This is a genomic window from Rheinheimera sp. D18, assembly GCF_004345025.1.
Lineage (GTDB): Bacteria > Pseudomonadota > Gammaproteobacteria > Enterobacterales > Alteromonadaceae > Alishewanella > Alishewanella metallidurans.
The window spans coordinates 267,604-283,151 of the sequence record NZ_CP037745.1 but is presented as its reverse complement, the minus strand read 5'-3'; the positions used below and the strand labels follow the sequence as shown (position 1 = coordinate 283,151).

The following is a 15,548-nucleotide window of genomic DNA, read 5'->3' as shown; positions in this document are numbered from 1 at the left end:
CGGCACAGTATATACTGCCTGTTTTCGTCCTTGCAGAACGTACCTTGTCATACGAATATCTCGCCCTGGCCGCAGCCGCATGCTGGGCTATTGGCAGTTTATTATCGGCTCAAGCCTCTACTCACTTAGGTGCCTTTAGCTTTACCCGTTGGCGCATGCTGTGTGCCGCTGTAATGCTTTGGCTCATAGTGTTTATAACCGGTGGCTGGCATAGTTTGGCACTAGCGAGCAGCACTGTTTTAGTACTATCGGGTGTTATTGGCATCTTTATTGGCGATACTGCATTATTTGCCGCGATGAACCGGCTTGGCCCACGTCGAGCAGGAGTATTATTTGCTACACATGCGTCATTTTCTGTAATACTAGCGTATTTTTTTCTCGGTGAAACCCAGTGGGGCTGGACTTTAATCGGCAGCAGTTTACTCATAAGCGGCGTAATGATTGCCATCTTATTTGGTAAACGCAAAACTGAATTGCACGCATGGGAAACTAACCAAACTCAATTACGCAGCGGCATTGCCTTAGGTTTGCTGGCAGCACTATGCCAAGCAATATCTACTTTGATGTTAAAACCGGTAATGACAACCAACATTGACCCCGTTGCCGCTTCTGCGGTGCGTATGACTAGCGCTTTTGTACTGCACCAGCTTATTTTTATGCTTGGCTTTAAAGTGGCTAAAGCCTATCGGCCATTAACAGCTAAAGTATTTATGCTGGTGTTAGTTAATGCGGCGTTATCTATGGTGTTAGGTATGACGTTAATACTGCAAGCATTAAAATATGGCGATGCCGGAATAGTGGCTATTTTGTCATCCGTGAGTCCAGTAATGATCTTGCCGTTATTGTGGCTGGTATATAAGCGCAGCCCTGCCGTTGGTGCTTGGCTTGGTGCGCTACTTACGCTATTAGGAACTATATTAATCTTGCTAAAAGACTGACAGCACAAGCTTTATCATTAATACTGGCTTCAGCTAAACAAGCGATGCTGTTCTGTGGAGGCTGCAATGAAACAACGTACCAAGCTACAACTTGTCAAACTTAGCCCAATAAAACGTCTGTTGGTGTTATTACTTTGTGTTATTGCACTAGCAACAGGTATATACAGCGGGTTATTGCAGCAGCGCATAGTTAACCCAGCACTGGCACCACTAGATGATAAAGCGCACTCAGCCCTGCAACATAGCCTACTACTCAGTAGTGCATCGTTTGCAACCGCACGCTTAATTGACCGTGGCATTGCCTTTGTTTCCGAAGCCGAAGTCGGTGTTGGCGTGGCTAGTGTTAAACCGGGGCAATTACTAAAGCCACTACAAGATATGGCGGTGCGCTATTCAGATTTGATGGTTATTGCTATGACGTCAATTGGTTTACAGCTATTTTTACTCGAGTTCGGCAAACTGGCTGCACTACCTCTATTTGGTACAGGTATTGTGCTATCCGCTATTATACTGCTCGTCGGCCCTGTCAGCTGGCGCACTAATAGCACCTATGTATTGCGCGCTTTTGTTGCTTTGTTATTGGTAATCCGTATTGGTGTGCCGCTTGCGGCGTTTGGTGTTGCCGAGCTATCTGACTGGGTACTAGAGCCGCAACGCATAGCAGCAGAGGCCGCGTTAAGTGGCGAAACTCAGGCGCTGCAGCTGGTTGATCAGCCGCTGCAAAGTGCCGATGAAGGCTCATTTGCCTGGCTGCGCCAGCTGGCAGGAAAAGCTAACGATATGTTTGCTGCTGTAAAAAGCTTCTCCGATACGATGGTAGAAAAGCTAATCCAACTTATTGTGGTATACAGCCTGCAAACATTGGTTTTTCCTCTGCTATCACTTTGGCTATTGTGGCACTTAGGCCGTTGGTTTGTCCGTCGGCCATTGTCGGTTTTACCCAATACGCCTATAGCTGCGCCTTAAACTCTAAAGCGCTGCACTAATGCACTAAGCCGGCGCTCTAGCTCGGTTAACCCGTTAGTGGAAGACGCTAATTCAGCCGCATTATTTGCGGCTTGGTCTGCCAAATGCGCTATTTCATGAATACTGCGACTAATATCGGCGGCTACTGCCGTTTGTTGCTCGGCGGCGGTCGCTATTTGAATATTCATTTGGGTAATAGTACTTACGGATTTAGTAATAGTTTGCAAAGACTCACTGGCGCGGTCGGCCTGGGCTACCGTTTGTATTGACTGCTCACGTCCGCGTTGCATGACTTGCACCGCATCATTGGTACCCTGTTGAAATAGGTTAATCATTTGCTGAATTTCATTGGTACTTTGCTGAGTACGGGTAGCTAAAGTACGCACCTCGTCAGCAACCACAGCAAAACCACGGCCTTGTTCGCCGGCTCTTGCCGCCTCTATCGCCGCGTTTAACGCCAGTAAATTGGTTTGCTCAGCAATTCCACGAATAACGTTGACCACTTGGCCTATTTGGTCGGCGTCGGCACCTAGTTTTTCAATAGTATCGCCTGCCGTGTTTACTTCTTCAGCCAGTTTGTTTATTGAGTTTATGGTTTGCGCCACACTTTGCTGGCCGCCTACCGCCTCTTTATCTGCCTCTTGCGCGGCGCTAGCGGCTAAGCCTGCGCTACTTGCTACTTCTTGCACCGCAGCCGACATTTGGTATACCGCTGCCGCTACCTGAGTCGTTTCAGCCTTTTGCGTATTAGCATCTTGGTCAGTTAGGTTAACTATTTTTTGCATCGCGCTAGCGCTATGGCTAAGGGCTTGTACAGCTTGCTTTACTTCAGTCACAAGCTGTTGTATTTTCTGGGCAAATTCGTTAAAACCTCGCGCAACTTCACCTACTTCATCCGCGGTTTCTACTTGTAATCGTTGGGTTAAATCGCCTTCCCCCTGTCCTATATTAATTAGTGCTGCTGAGGCTTTTTGTAGTGGCTGAACCACTAAGTTAGCAACAAACAATGCCAGTAAAACCACGATTACCAACATTAGCACCGCACCGCCTAGGACCAGCAATAAGGTGTTAAGAATAAGCCCATCAATTTGCAGTTGTTTTTGCGCTACGCGCCGGTCAATGTCGTCAATATAGAAACCCGAACCTATAACCCAGCGGTTGCTGTTCATCGTTGCGGCATAGCTTAGTTTGGGTGTTAAGCCGCCACGCGTTTTTTCATCCCACATATAGGTAACAAAACCACTGCCTTTTTTAGCCGCGTCAATTAACTCACGGATCAGTGGCACACCGTTAGGATCTTTTAAATCAATTAGGTTACGACCTTCTAAGCTAGAATTAGAGCCATGTACTATATTTACGCCGTCTAAATCATAAACAAACATGTAGCCATCATCACCGAAGCGCATCGCGCGAATCATTGCTTTTGCGGCATTTAACTGCTCAACACTAGGATTATTCGTCGTAAAATAAGGTGCGATTGCACTGGCGGCAATAGCAACGTGATTCTTTAAGGCATCTTGCTTTTCTTGCAGCATATCAACACGAAACTGATTAATTTGTTCTGTGCCCATGGCGCGCATCTGGCTGTAAATCAGTAACATTAATGCCAATACTATTGCCATCATAGGTAATACGGCTAGTAGTAACATTTTATTTTTAAGCGACAACTTGAACATAACGACACTCCAGATGACAACATAAACAATGTTGATATTGTTACATCATAGTGCAGCCACTAATAAAAGAAAGCGCTATAAGGCCATAATTTATAACTCCAAATGCCTGTGCGGCTCGCAAATTATAGTTAAAAGAAGGCGCAATAATAGTATTTATGCCAAAGCACGGTTTTACATTACAATAAGCAAGTTAAAGTGCACTAATGGGAAGCGGGTGTGTATAGCGGTGATTTTACCCAAAAACGAAAGTTTATTGTTAAGCTTGGCAAAATGCTACATAAGTACGGCACGCCAGCGTCTCGATTAGAGGCTCACCTTAGTCAACTATCAAGGCATTTGGGCTTGAATGCTTCATTTATTATTTCGCCAACGGCAATGACCTTTGTTATTTGGAGCGAAGGCCATGAACAAGAATATACCCACGCTGCCCGCGTTGACCCCGGCGGTATGGATTTAGGTGCGCTATCGCGTACCGATGAGTTGGCAGATCAAGTACTGCAAGGCCAAGTTAGCCTAAACGAAGCTGATGCCTTATTAGATGCTATCGATATGCGACCTAGCTCGTACAGTAAGTTAGCTTGTGGTGTTGCCATGATGCTATCGGGTGGCGCTTTTGCCATGTTAATGGCAACCAGCTGGAATGACGTGCTTTGGTCGTGCTTGTTATCGCTACTGGTATACCTATTTATGTTATGGGCAGCACGTTCTGCCCGTATCGCTTATATGCTCGAGCCCTTAGTCGCGCTAGTGGCTGCCGTGGCTGCCTGTGCCATTAGTCGCTATATTGACCCGGGCATTAACATTCGTCTAGCCGTGTTATCTGCCATTATTGCCTTTATACCCGGCTTAGCATTAACGCTAGGCCTAGCCGAGCTGGCGGCGCGCCATTTAGTATCGGGTAATGCCAGAATTATGGACGCCATGATGCTGTTGTTTAAGCTGTATTTTGGTGCATTTTTAGGTATCGCAGTAGGGTTTCGTTTATTCGGCACTGTCGACTTCATCAAACCTCCGCCTATTCCTCAAAGTTTCGCTTGGCTAGCCGTAGGTATTTTAGGTGTATCGCTAATTATTCTATTTAATAGCCGAGGTAAATACACACTGTGGTCACTGGCTTCAGGTTTTATTGCCTATGGCGTCAGTATTGCTGGCGCAAACTTATTTGATTATACATTAGGCGCTTTTCTTGGTGCCTTTGCCGTGGGTATATACAGTAACCTCTTTACTCGGTTAGCTAAGGCACCAGCGGTTATTGTTGCTATGCATGGGCTTATTGTATTAGTGCCCGGCAGTAAAACCTATATTGGCTTAAATTCGCTAATCTCAGGTCAAGAATTTGTCGTGTCTACCGGTATTGGTCAACAAACTTTTTTAATTTTTATGTCATTAATTGCTGGGCTTATTTTTGCTAACGTTGCTTTACCGCCAACGAAAAGCTTATAAAGTAATAGTATGCTCAGTTTGCTAAACTAACGGCTATATTTTGCCAAAGTGAGGTTAACGTGCCAGACCGTGCCCATCTGTTTTCTTTACGCCTAGGCCACGCCCTGCGTGAAGTATTGGCCGAAGGCTATAACCGCAAAAAATTTGGCAAAGATATACTGGCCGGTATTACCGTAGGCATTATTGCTATACCGCTAGCCATGGCGTTGGCAATAGCCAGTGGTGTTGCACCGCAATATGGGCTTTATACCGCCATTATTGCTGGTTTTGTTATTGCGCTTACTGGCGGCTCTCGTTATAGCATTTCTGGCCCCACCGCAGCCTTTGTCGTTATCTTATATCCAGTTGCCATTAAATATGGTTTAAGCGGCTTGCTTATTGCCACTGCACTATCTGGTGTACTGCTAATATTCATGGCAATAATGCGCCTTGGTCGATTAATTGAGTATATTCCTGAGTCAGTAACCCTAGGTTTTACTGGTGGCATTGCCGTAGTTATTGCTACCTTGCAACTAAAAGATTTTTTTGGCCTACCCATTAATGATCTACCCGAGCATTACATCGATAAAATTGCGGTTCTGGCACAACATCTGCCGCAATTAACTTGGCCAAGTTTATTGGTAGCCTCAGTTACCTTAGCGGTAATGCTGGTTTGGCCGAAGTTTAAAACCATTATTCCGGCGCATTTGCCGGCGCTGTTTGTCGGTACTGCATTGGCCTTAGTACTGCTGCAACAAGGTATTGAAGTTGACACTATCGGTTCACGTTTTAGTTATCTTGATCACGATGGCAGCTTGGGCAATGGCATTCCGCCCTATTTACCCTACTTTGATTGGCCATGGCTGCGCCCTGGTCCGGATGGTGAGCTACTCAATTTTAGCTGGCAACTGGTCAAAGACTTACTAACCGCCGCCTTTGCCATGGCCATGCTCGGAGCTATCGAATCGTTACTTTGCGCAGTAGTATTAGATGGTATGTCTGGCCGGCGTCACAGTGCAAATAGTGAATTAATGGGTCAGGGTATTGGTAACATTATTACACCATTTTTTGGCGGCATTACCGCAACGGCGGCGCTGGCGCGTTCCGCGGCTAACCTTAAAGCCGGCGCACAATCACCTATCGCCTCAATTATCCACGCTATAGTGTTGCTGCTCGGCTTGGTACTGCTAGCACCGCTGCTATCTTATGTACCCATGGCAGCGTTAGCATCACTACTGATTATTGTCGCTTGGAATATGAGCGAAGCCCACAAAGCAGTACTGCTGTTAAAAACTGCACCGCGCAGCGATATATGGGTATTTATTACCTGCTTTTCACTTACTGTGCTGTTCGATATGGTTATTGCCATTACTGCTGGCATTTTGTTAGCGGCGTTGCTGTTTGTTAAAGAAATTGCCGCAATGAGCAAGGTAACCGACATTAGTAGCAACCGTAAACAAGTTGAGCACCCCGTACCCAACGGCTGGCAAGTATTAAAAATTAGTGGCCCATTATTTTTTGCTGCTGCCGATCGTATTTTTTCTGATATTGCCCGTTTGAGCGAACATAGCAAAGGCATTATTTTGTATATGGATGGCGTGCCGTTACTGGATGCGGGTGGTTTATCGGCACTTAATAAACTAATTAGTAAATGTGCCAAAAGCAAAACCAGCTTAATGATTGCCGAATTGCAGTTTCAGCCACTAAGAACGCTAGCCAAAGCGGGCGTGCAACCGATAGAAGGCCAACTTAGCTTTTATCCAACCTTGCGTGAAGCTTTAGAACTATTACAACAGCCCGCTCTTAACAGTGACTAACACTTAGTAACTTTTATTTGCTCTTGAATAGCTAAGGGCTGCGCAACGCGAGGAAACACCACCAGCATCCATGGTTGGCGCACTACTGCTGGTGCTGGGCAATTCGCGCCAGCGTATTCACTACTGAGTATAATATGTACTTGGTCTGGCTGGCCGCTAAACTTTTCTACTTCCAGTTTTAGTGTGTTCTGCTGTGCTCCCGCCATTACTAGCAGTACTTGGTATTCAGAAAAGTTAATGGTTTCTGGTGTGCTGCTGCGATTAAGTAGCTGATAAAACACCTGATCAAAACTACTCTGATTACTAATAATTTGAATTAATTTATCATCATTCTGCGCAGTATCACCCCGGGCCAGGTAGCGATATGCTGCAGCATCATCGGCGGTCAGGTTTTCTACACAGCCAATTAACAAACAAAGCGATGTTACTATGACTATTTTGGCGCTAAATTTCATAAGCTACCCCATGCTATTTTTGTTAGTCTAGCGGCAGCATTCTAGGCTTACTGTTATTAATCGCAGTAAATTGTGAAACATTGTTATGCCACCTTATGCGTAGCACAGCAACTTGTTAGACTAATGTAGTCTGACTCTATCAAAAATAAAGGTGTAACTTGCGATACGGCCTACTGCTAATTTTTTTGCTTAACATAGCAGCGAATGCTGAAGCCGCGTTATCCTGTGCCGATGAAACGTCCTGCATTACCGAGCAAAAATTTCATTTAAGCCTTGCCATAGGCTACGGTCAGCGCAGTAATCCATTATACGACGGTGAAAAACTGCCGTTAGTGCTGCTGCCTGATATTTACTATTACGGCGAAAATTGGTTTTTTGATAACGGCAAGCTAGGTAGTAGCTGGCAGCTAAATGACCAGTGGCAGCTAAGTCTCATTAGTCGGCTAAACCCCGAAAAAGGCTATTTTCAAAAATGGTTTGGCGGTAATGTTTTTCAGCTTAATCAAAGCTATAGCCACTCCTCAATTTTTAACGATCTTAACTCACCACGGCAGTTATCACTTGGTGAAGTTAGCAAACGCCCCACTGCGGTTGATCTGGGCTTGCAGCTAGACTGGTTTGATAACGACTGGCACCTACAAACGCTATTCTGGCAAGACATCAGTAACGCCTATAACGGACAGCACGCCAGCATCAGCGCAGGTCGCCATTGGCAAACGTCCTTTGGTAACTGGCAATTAAATACTACGTTGTATTGGAAAAGCGCCAAACTTATTGATACTTATTACGGTATTGATAATAATGAGCCGTTTTATATAAGCCGTTATAATGGTAAAGCAAGTTGGCAACCGGAACTGCGCCTAGGCTGGCAGCAGCCGTTGTCAGAAGACTTCGCGTTACTGGCATTCTTGCGTTACTTACATCTGGATGATGCAATGACTAACAGCCCTCTGGTGCGAACCGACAATATTGTAACCTGGTTCTTTGGCGTAAGTTATCGGCTATTTTAATGCATGAGCTCTGGCTATTACTGGCTTTAAATACGCTAGTTGCACAACCAAACCTGCCCGAACACTGTGCAGCACAGCTGTGCTGGGACGTCAGCCCAAAAATTTGCGTTACCGAGCAACAAAACCAACATTGCCAAGCCAAGCTAAAATTACATTGGCGTAGTAACACCACGCAAAATACCTGCTTATTTATTGCTGAAGAAAAGCTGTATTGTTGGCAAGACGCCAATCAGGGCCACTGGCAACAACAACTTAGCTGGCAAAATACCGATTTGACGTTGCGCAGCAGCGATAATACTATTTTATTGCAAACCGAGTTACAGGTACAAAGCCGAAAACCGGCTAGACGCCGTTTAAACAGTGCATGGAGTATATTCTGATGGCTAAAATATTACTGGTCGAAGATGATATTCGTCTAGCGACTCTGGTGCAGAGTTATCTCGCGCAACACGGCTTTATTGTGCAGCTGCAAAGCCATGGTGACGCTGTAGCTGAGCATTGTCGCCAGTTTCAACCCGATCTTATCGTGCTCGATTTAATGCTGCCTGGCTTAGATGGCTTTGGCGTCTGTCGGCAAATTCGCCCTTGGTACAAAGGCCCAGTGTTAATATTAACGGCCAAACAAAGCGATATTGACCAAGTATTAGGGCTTGAACTGGGTGCCGATGACTACGTAGTAAAACCAGTAGAGCCAAGAGTGCTAGTTGCCCGCATTAATGCGCTATTACGCCGCACCCAAAGCAACACTAAAACCGACCAACAAGAACTACAGTTTAATCGCTTACTACTAAAGCAACGCTCACGTGAGGCGTGGTTAGATCATGAGCGGGTAGATTTAACGAGCTACGAATTTGACTTAATTTGGATGCTAGCCAAGCACGCTGGGCAAACGGTAAAACGCGAAGCTATTCACCAACAAATAATTGGTCGGGAATACGATGGTCTCGACCGTACGGTAGATGTACGCATTTCACATTTACGCCGTAAGTTAAATGATAATGCAGAAACACCGTTTCGCATTAAAACCGTGTGGGGCAAAGGCTACTTGTTTGTCGCTGATGCTTGGTAAGATCAGCTAATTATGCAGCGCCTATTCTGGCATTTTTATCTATTTATTTTTATCGTGCTGCTGGCAGCGGGTTGGGCCGTAGAACAACTGTGGCAACAATGGCAACCTGCAGCCGAGCCGCCTTGGTTAACAAGCTATACCTCGCTATTGCAGCAGCAGTTACAGCAACCGGTTGCTACTTGGCCAAGCACAGTTTCGCTAAATATCATCGCATTGCCAACTGACAGTATTAGCTGGCTACCAGCAGAGTTAAGCCTATTACAACAGGGTAAAGTAGTGAGCTTGTTTGAAGAAGAACAAGTGTATTTTTATTATCTTGCTAATAATCAGTTATGGCGGCTTGGCCCATTGCCGCTGATACAAAACGATGGTGCTACCTGGTTTACTCTACTATTTTTTATACTACTTGCCGTCGCTATAGCACTGTGGCTATGGCCGGTAGCACGCGATATTCGGCGCTTACAGCATAGCCTACAGCAATTTAGCACTAACACTGATACCAACTTATATTTACCGGCACGGTCTTTTATTGCGCCCATTGCCGATAGTTTTCAGTATATGAGTGGGCAAATTCGCGACTTATTAAAACTACAACGAGAAATGACACAAGCGGTGTCACATGAGCTTAGAACACCGATTGCACGGTTAAGCTTTGCACTAGAAATGGCACAGCAGTTACCCGCACAAGAAAAGCAGCTCATGCTGCAAGATGTTAAAGAGTTACAACATTTAGTCGATGAGATCTTAGACTATGCGCGTTTAGAAACCGGACAGTTACCGCTACAGATGCAACAAATTAATTTAACCGAATTAATTACTAACGTGCAAGAAAAGCTCACCCCATTACCCGGCGCACCCATTTATTTAACGCTGCCAGCCCAAGCTATGTTGCATGGTGATGGTCATTATATTGAGCGCGCGTTGCAAAATCTGCTAGTTAATGCCAAAAAATATGCTGTGCAGCACATTAGTTTAACACTAAGCCAACATAAGCAGTATTGGCAAATTGAAGTAGAAGACGACGGCCCAGGAATACCCGAGCAACTGCGCCAAGATATTCTTAAACCATTTTTTCGTATTGATGCTAGTCGTAATAAACAAGCGGGTGGTTTTGGTTTAGGCTTAGCCATAGTTGCGCGAGTAACGCAGTGGCATCTGGGTAAAATTAGCATTACCAACTCGACACTGGGCGGCGCACGTTTTGTGTTACTGCTGCCGCAGCGCCATATTAGTCATTAATTATAAACCTAAGGTTTTAAGAAAATCATCATCCACTTCAGCATCCGCCGTCACCGTATTTGCTGGGGTATATTGCTGCGCATTCGCCAAAATATCATCGGGATGTTCTTGTTCAACTTTGTCGAATTCATGTAACTGAATAAACTCAGTTTTATCCATAGCAAGTTCTAAATAAAAAATATTGTGCTCGGGCGTACTAAAGGTTACTCGTCTTGCCTGTGGCTGATCGAGCTGAGTATTAATTAAAATTTGTACCTGCTTATTAATCGCCATCATTTTGGGCTGACTTTGATTAATAGACGTTTGCAATTCGTAACGAACGGTATTAGTAAAATCACCAACAATCTGGTTCATCAACTCACCCATCACGTTGCCAACTTCGTCCGATGTATGAAACTGGGCTAGCTCATGTTCTGGCATACCCATGCTCATTAGGTATTTTTTATAAATTTCCATCGCGGCTTGTGCCGTAAAATTGATAATGACTAAGCCTGAAAAGCCGCCATCAAATAATACGAAGCAACCCAGATCAGGCCGTAAACAAGTTTTTTGTATTTTCTGAACCATTGGCGAGTAAGCAACGTTACTATTACCGGCTCCAGACAGCACCCTACTTACCGACTGACACAGCGTAAGCAATATTTCGTCGGTGGTTATAACTTTGGTTTTTTTCATGATCGGTTTCCAACTTCCTGATTAAGCTTAGTATACGCGCAATCCGCATGTTAACGCTATTTTGCCTACATTTTACCGCTACTAGTTAGCAGCGATAGATAAAACCGCGTATCATGACGCGCCAGCAACTCAAGAGACTATGACAATGCCCAACAAACCCGCTGGCTGGATTATTATATTATTAGCCGCCGTTGTTGCTACCACGCCGCTAGCAATAGACATGTACCTACCTGCTATGCCAATTATGGCCGAACAGTTAAATACCAACATCGGTATGGTGCAGCAGTCGCTCAGCATTTTTCTCGCGTTTTTTGGTGTTAGCATGCTGGTGTGCGGCCCGCTGGCAGATAGCTTAGGCCGTCGGCCTCTGGCTATATTCGGCCTAACCGGCTTTGTATTAGCCAGTATCGCACTAAGTTTAGTCAATTCTATCGAATGGTTTTTAGCCTTACGTGCGGTGCAAGCTTTATGCGGCGCAGCAGCAACCGTGGTTGTGCCCGGCATAGTTCGGCATATCTACCAAGAACATACCGCCAAAGGTATGTCCTACGTGTCGATGATTATGATGTTAGCACCACTATTAGCACCGGCCATAGGTAGCGGTATACTATGGGTGGCAAACTGGCAGATGATTTTTGTCACACTTGCCGGTTATGGTGTAATAGTATTGCTAATGAGCTGGCGTTATTTGCCAGAAATTCCGCGCGACAAAACGGTGGCAAAGCCGACCTTTTTGTCTGGTTATAAAGTAGTATTTTCCAATAAATCTGCACGGCCAGACATTGCCACTTCTATGTTTGCGTCATTCTCATTTTTTTGCTTTCTTACCGCTGTACCCTTTGTTTACATCAAATTTTTTGGCGTAAACGAACAAGAGTTTAGCCTACTTTTTGGCTTTAACGTGGCCATGCTAATGTTAGCTAATTTCATTAACAGCAGGCTAGTTACTCGGCGCGGGCCACAACATATGCTGCGTATTGGCCTAGTGATAGCCATTATTAGTGCAAGCGCTTTAACCTTGTTTAATTTTTGGCAATTCTCGCTGGTTTATACTGTGCTATCAATCGCGCCACTGATGGCAAGCTTAAGCTTAATTGCCACTAATGCTGATGCGATGATCATCATGAAATTCCCGCAAAATAGCGGCACGGCTACTGCAGTTATTGGCACCTTACGCTTTGGTATTGGCGCCTTAGCAGGACCACTGTTGGCGTTATTTGACAACGGTACAGCACTACCTTTTTCATTACTTATGCTAGTAGGCGTGCTATGCATTGCGGTAAGTCAGTTCTGGCAAAAAGCTATCGTAAAAGCACAAGCCAACGCCGCGAGCTAAATTTTACAAGCACCGCCACTACACTCGTCGTCTTCGTCACCAAACTGTGGTGCGTCGACGCGTTCAAATTCGGCTTGTTGTTGGCGTTCTACATTTTGCTCGGCGGCGGCAAAATCTAAATGCTCAAGGTCAAAATCGAAATCGCTCATCTTACACTCCTAAGTTGTATGCTTTTAATTAGTCGCTACACAGTGTAGCAAAACTCACGAATACATCACGCGCCAATTTCGCCCGCTGCAGTTAATTGCTACAATACGTTTGTTTATTAACTTTATTTTTAATAGCCCGCAGGAGCCTATGCATGACCAGCCTAACCCTTCAGACTCCAGACGATTGGCACTTACATTTTCGTGATGGCAATATGCTATTAGAAACCGTGCCGGCCACTGCTCGCCAGTTTGCCCGGGCTATTGTTATGCCCAATTTAGTACCGCCAGTAACTAATGCAGCTATGGCCGTGGCTTACCGCGAGCGAATTTTAGCCGCGCGCCCAGCCAACAGCCAATTTCAGCCGTTAATTACACTATTTTTAACCGACAAAACCAGTGAAGCCGATATTATTGCCGCCAAAACGGCAGGCGTAGTTGCCGCTAAGTTATATCCTGCAGGCGCTACTACCAATTCTAACGACGCAGTCAGTGCGTTAGACAGCTTGTATCCGGTGTTTGAGGCAATGGCAGAACACGGCATGTTGCTGTTAGTGCACGGCGAAGTAACCGATCACGATATCGATATATTTGATCGCGAAAAAATATTTATCGACCGTTATTTACAGCATATCGTCTCGCGCTTACCTACACTAAAGGTCGTGTTTGAACATATTACTACCGCTGATGCCGCTAGTTTTGTTGCTAGTAGTTCAGGCAATGTCGCCGCCACCATTACGCCACAGCATTTATTACTTAATCGCAATGATTTGTTAGTGGGTGGAATTAGACCACACAACTATTGCTTACCGGTATTAAAGCGTCGCAGCCATCAAGAAGCCTTGCGCGCTGCAGTAGCGTCTGGCTCAACTAAGTTTTTCTTAGGCACCGACTCTGCACCCCATGAGCAACATCGTAAAGAATCAGCCTGTGGCTGTGCGGGTTGTTACAGTGCCCATAGTGCAATTGAGCTGTACGCGCAGGTATTTGATGACTTAGGTTGTCTAGATAAGCTAGAAGGCTTCGCTAGCCACTACGGCGCTGACTTTTACGGTTTACCACGCAACACAGGCACTATCACGCTGCAAAAACAACAATGGCAGGTACCAACTGACATTACGCTACCTAACGGTAAACCCATAGTACCGTTTTATGCTGGCGAAACCTTAAACTGGAAACTCGTTTAGTTTTTCAAATAACTCAGCAGCCGTTCTAAGGCGCGGTAGCTGAGTGCCTCCATTAAATGCGCGCGGCTGATCTGCCGCTGTTGCTGCAGATCAGCAATGCTGCGTGCTACCTTAATAATTTTATGATAGGTTCGTGCCGACAGTTTAAAGCGATGGATGGTATCTTCTAAAAACTGCGCATCCGCTTGCTGCAAGGGGCAAAACTCAGCTAGCTCTGAACCGGTTAAACGCGCATTGGCTTTGCCTTGACGCGCCAACTGCAGCTGTCTTGCTGCTAGCACTCGCTCTCGCACAATGGCACTGCTTTCTTCTTGGGTGGGCTGGCTTAACATGCCTTTGGGTAGTAACGGCACTTCAATTTGTAGCTCTATACGGTCAATAAACGGCCCTGATAAGCGGTTTAAATAGCGCATAACTTGCTCTGGTGTAGCGCGACCATCTTGATGATGACCAGTCGGACTGGGGTTTAATGCCGCCACCAGCTGAAATTGCGCTGGAAATTCGGCTTGCCTGGCGGCACGAGAAATATGCACCACACCAGTTTCTAAAGGCTCTCTTAACACGTCTAGCACTTTTCGCGGAAACTCTGGCAACTCGTCCAAGAATAAAATGCCGTGATGCGACAGGGAAATTTCACCCGGCCGTGGAACTGAGCCGCCGCCCACTAATGCCACGGCGGAGCTGGTATGGTGCGGGCTACGAAACGGCCGTTGCTGCCAATCGGTTAAATTACGTTGTAAACCGGCGATAGAATAAATAGCCGCTGTAGCTAAGGCTTCTTGCTCGGTTAATGGCGGCATAATACCTTGCAAGCGTTGCGCTAACATCGACTTGCCGGTACCCGCAGGGCCCAGCATTAATAAATTGTGCTCGCCGGCAGCAGCAATTTCTAATACTCGTTTGGCATGCGCTTGGCCTTTTACATCGGCCAAATCAGGTTGTTGTTTAACTTCGCGTTGCGGTAAAGGCGGTATAGCGGGTAACGCTTGTTGCGCCAGTAAAAAGCTGTGCACTTGCAATAAGTGATCAGCGCCATGCACTGCTACATTAGGTACTTGCTGGGCCTGCTGCGCATTAAGCATAGGTAGTACCATCTCGCGGCCGGCGTCACGACAAGCAATGGCCACCGGTATTTCACCTACTATCACGCGAATTTCACCCGACAGTGCCAGCTCGCCACAAAACTCATAACCCTGCAGACTTTTTTCCGCCAACTGCCCCGATGCGACAATAATGCCTAGCGCTATGGGTAAATCAAACCGGCCACCTTCTTTAGGTAAATCGGCAGGCGCTAAATTTACGGTTATTTTTCGATCGGGAAAAGCAAAGCCGCTGTTAACCATGGCACTACGCACACGGTCACGCGATTCTTTAACCGAGGTTTCTGGTAAGCCCACTAACTGAAACGCCGGCAAACCATTGCTAATATGTACCTCAACAGTAACTAAAGGTGCCTCTAAACCATGCCGGGCACGGCTAAACACAACAGCTAATGACATCCTGCCTCCGGTAAAGATGAAAAATAATAACTAATGTTTAGCATAATGTTAATTATTGGCAAGGTTAGATAATTGTTTTATCGACTATTAAATAGATAGACTACACTGGATAA

Annotated in this window: 15 protein-coding genes; 10 read left to right on the top strand and 5 right to left on the bottom strand. The window is 45.7% G+C overall.

Annotation, left to right across the window (positions count from 1 at the left end; genetic code table 11):
• The first annotated feature begins 44 nt into the window (after window positions 1-44).
• Both E0Z06_RS01385 and E0Z06_RS01380 read left to right on the top strand, forming a co-directional pair.
• The gene (locus tag E0Z06_RS01385) at window positions 45-938 is read left to right on the top strand and encodes a DMT family transporter (protein WP_132581204.1); all 894 of its coding nucleotides are present in this window, start codon (window positions 45-47) and stop codon (window positions 936-938) included.
• Between the two features lie 66 nt (window positions 939-1,004).
• Complete coding sequence (locus E0Z06_RS01380) at window positions 1,005-1,904, top strand: hypothetical protein (protein WP_132581202.1); 900 nt, start codon at window positions 1,005-1,007, stop codon at window positions 1,902-1,904.
• On the opposite strand, the gene E0Z06_RS01375 is transcribed toward E0Z06_RS01380, so the two are convergent.
• Window positions 1,901-3,580 carry a methyl-accepting chemotaxis protein gene (locus tag E0Z06_RS01375; RefSeq protein WP_132581200.1) on the bottom strand — a complete coding sequence of 560 codons (1,680 nt, stop codon included), beginning with the start codon at window positions 3,578-3,580 and terminating at the stop codon, window positions 1,901-1,903. The two genes, E0Z06_RS01380 and E0Z06_RS01375, sit on opposite strands and share 4 nt — an antisense overlap.
• A gap of 216 nt (window positions 3,581-3,796) precedes the next feature.
• On the opposite strand from E0Z06_RS01375, the gene E0Z06_RS01370 reads away from it, so the two are divergent.
• Both E0Z06_RS01370 and dauA read left to right on the top strand, forming a co-directional pair.
• Entirely contained in the window at window positions 3,797-5,023 is a 1,227-nt protein-coding gene (locus E0Z06_RS01370) for a threonine/serine exporter family protein (RefSeq protein ID WP_132581198.1), read from the top strand.
• 59 nt (window positions 5,024-5,082) lie between these two features.
• Entirely contained in the window at window positions 5,083-6,819 is a 1,737-nt protein-coding gene (gene dauA / locus E0Z06_RS01365; protein ID WP_132581196.1) for a C4-dicarboxylic acid transporter DauA, read from the top strand.
• Here dauA and E0Z06_RS01360 read toward each other — a convergent pair.
• Entirely contained in the window at window positions 6,816-7,274 is a 459-nt protein-coding gene (locus tag E0Z06_RS01360; RefSeq protein ID WP_132581194.1) for a hypothetical protein, read from the bottom strand. The two genes, dauA and E0Z06_RS01360, sit on opposite strands and share 4 nt — an antisense overlap.
• A 185-nt stretch (window positions 7,275-7,459) precedes the next feature.
• Here E0Z06_RS01360 and E0Z06_RS01355 point away from each other — a divergent pair, with 185 nt between their 5' ends.
• Genes E0Z06_RS01355 through E0Z06_RS01340 form a run of 4 tightly spaced genes read left to right on the top strand, consistent with a single transcriptional unit; the run spans window position 7,460 to window position 10,592 of the window.
• On the top strand, window positions 7,460-8,284 hold the full coding sequence (locus E0Z06_RS01355; protein ID WP_243695536.1) for a MipA/OmpV family protein: 825 nt from the start codon (window positions 7,460-7,462) through the stop codon (window positions 8,282-8,284).
• Window positions 8,284-8,664, top strand: a complete 381-nt coding sequence (locus tag E0Z06_RS01350) for a DUF3019 domain-containing protein (RefSeq protein ID WP_132581190.1) — start codon at window positions 8,284-8,286, stop codon at window positions 8,662-8,664. The genes E0Z06_RS01355 and E0Z06_RS01350 overlap by 1 nt, the downstream gene beginning before the upstream one ends.
• On the top strand, window positions 8,664-9,353 hold the full coding sequence (locus tag E0Z06_RS01345) for a response regulator (protein ID WP_132581188.1): 690 nt from the start codon (window positions 8,664-8,666) through the stop codon (window positions 9,351-9,353). The genes E0Z06_RS01350 and E0Z06_RS01345 overlap by 1 nt, the downstream gene beginning before the upstream one ends.
• Window positions 9,354-9,365: 12 nt before the next feature.
• The gene (locus tag E0Z06_RS01340) at window positions 9,366-10,592 is read left to right on the top strand and encodes an ATP-binding protein (RefSeq protein WP_132581186.1); all 1,227 of its coding nucleotides are present in this window, start codon (window positions 9,366-9,368) and stop codon (window positions 10,590-10,592) included.
• Here E0Z06_RS01340 and E0Z06_RS01335 read toward each other — a convergent pair whose 3' ends face one another.
• Window positions 10,593-11,267 (bottom strand): DUF3334 family protein, encoded by a 675-nt coding sequence (locus E0Z06_RS01335; RefSeq protein WP_132581184.1) that lies wholly within the window; start codon window positions 11,265-11,267, stop codon window positions 10,593-10,595. It lies immediately after the preceding gene.
• A gap of 139 nt (window positions 11,268-11,406) precedes the next feature.
• Here E0Z06_RS01335 and E0Z06_RS01330 point away from each other — a divergent pair, with 139 nt between their 5' ends.
• A complete protein-coding gene (locus E0Z06_RS01330; protein WP_132581182.1) occupies window positions 11,407-12,603 on the top strand; it encodes a multidrug effflux MFS transporter in 1,197 nt (398 codons plus the stop codon).
• Here E0Z06_RS01330 and E0Z06_RS15545 read toward each other — a convergent pair.
• Window positions 12,600-12,752, bottom strand: a complete 153-nt coding sequence (locus E0Z06_RS15545) for a hypothetical protein (protein WP_165907361.1) — start codon at window positions 12,750-12,752, stop codon at window positions 12,600-12,602. The genes E0Z06_RS01330 and E0Z06_RS15545 overlap by 4 nt on opposite strands.
• A gap of 152 nt (window positions 12,753-12,904) precedes the next feature.
• Here E0Z06_RS15545 and pyrC point away from each other — a divergent pair, with 152 nt between their 5' ends.
• On the top strand, window positions 12,905-13,936 hold the full coding sequence (pyrC, locus tag E0Z06_RS01325; protein ID WP_132581180.1) for a dihydroorotase: 1,032 nt from the start codon (window positions 12,905-12,907) through the stop codon (window positions 13,934-13,936).
• On the opposite strand, the gene E0Z06_RS01320 is transcribed toward pyrC, so the two are convergent.
• The gene (locus E0Z06_RS01320) at window positions 13,933-15,435 is read right to left on the bottom strand and encodes a YifB family Mg chelatase-like AAA ATPase (protein ID WP_132581178.1); all 1,503 of its coding nucleotides are present in this window, start codon (window positions 15,433-15,435) and stop codon (window positions 13,933-13,935) included. The two genes, pyrC and E0Z06_RS01320, sit on opposite strands and share 4 nt — an antisense overlap.
• Window positions 15,436-15,548 lie beyond the last annotated feature (113 nt).

Coding starts and splice junctions, on each gene's coding strand:
- E0Z06_RS01330 (WP_132581182.1), top strand. CDS start 11,407: ATGACAATGCCCAACAAACCCGCTGGCTGGATTATTATATTATTAGCC.
- E0Z06_RS01360 (WP_132581194.1), bottom strand. CDS start 7,274: ATGAAATTTAGCGCCAAAATAGTCATAGTAACATCGCTTTGTTTGTTA.
- E0Z06_RS01375 (WP_132581200.1), bottom strand. CDS start 3,580: ATGTTCAAGTTGTCGCTTAAAAATAAAATGTTACTACTAGCCGTATTA.
- E0Z06_RS01335 (WP_132581184.1), bottom strand. CDS start 11,267: ATGAAAAAAACCAAAGTTATAACCACCGACGAAATATTGCTTACGCTG.
- pyrC (WP_132581180.1), top strand. CDS start 12,905: ATGACCAGCCTAACCCTTCAGACTCCAGACGATTGGCACTTACATTTT.
- E0Z06_RS01345 (WP_132581188.1), top strand. CDS start 8,664: ATGGCTAAAATATTACTGGTCGAAGATGATATTCGTCTAGCGACTCTG.
- E0Z06_RS15545 (WP_165907361.1), bottom strand. CDS start 12,752: ATGAGCGATTTCGATTTTGACCTTGAGCATTTAGATTTTGCCGCCGCC.
- E0Z06_RS01340 (WP_132581186.1), top strand. CDS start 9,366: ATGCAGCGCCTATTCTGGCATTTTTATCTATTTATTTTTATCGTGCTG.
- E0Z06_RS01320 (WP_132581178.1), bottom strand. CDS start 15,435: ATGTCATTAGCTGTTGTGTTTAGCCGTGCCCGGCATGGTTTAGAGGCA.
- E0Z06_RS01350 (WP_132581190.1), top strand. CDS start 8,284: ATGCATGAGCTCTGGCTATTACTGGCTTTAAATACGCTAGTTGCACAA.
- E0Z06_RS01380 (WP_132581202.1), top strand. CDS start 1,005: ATGAAACAACGTACCAAGCTACAACTTGTCAAACTTAGCCCAATAAAA.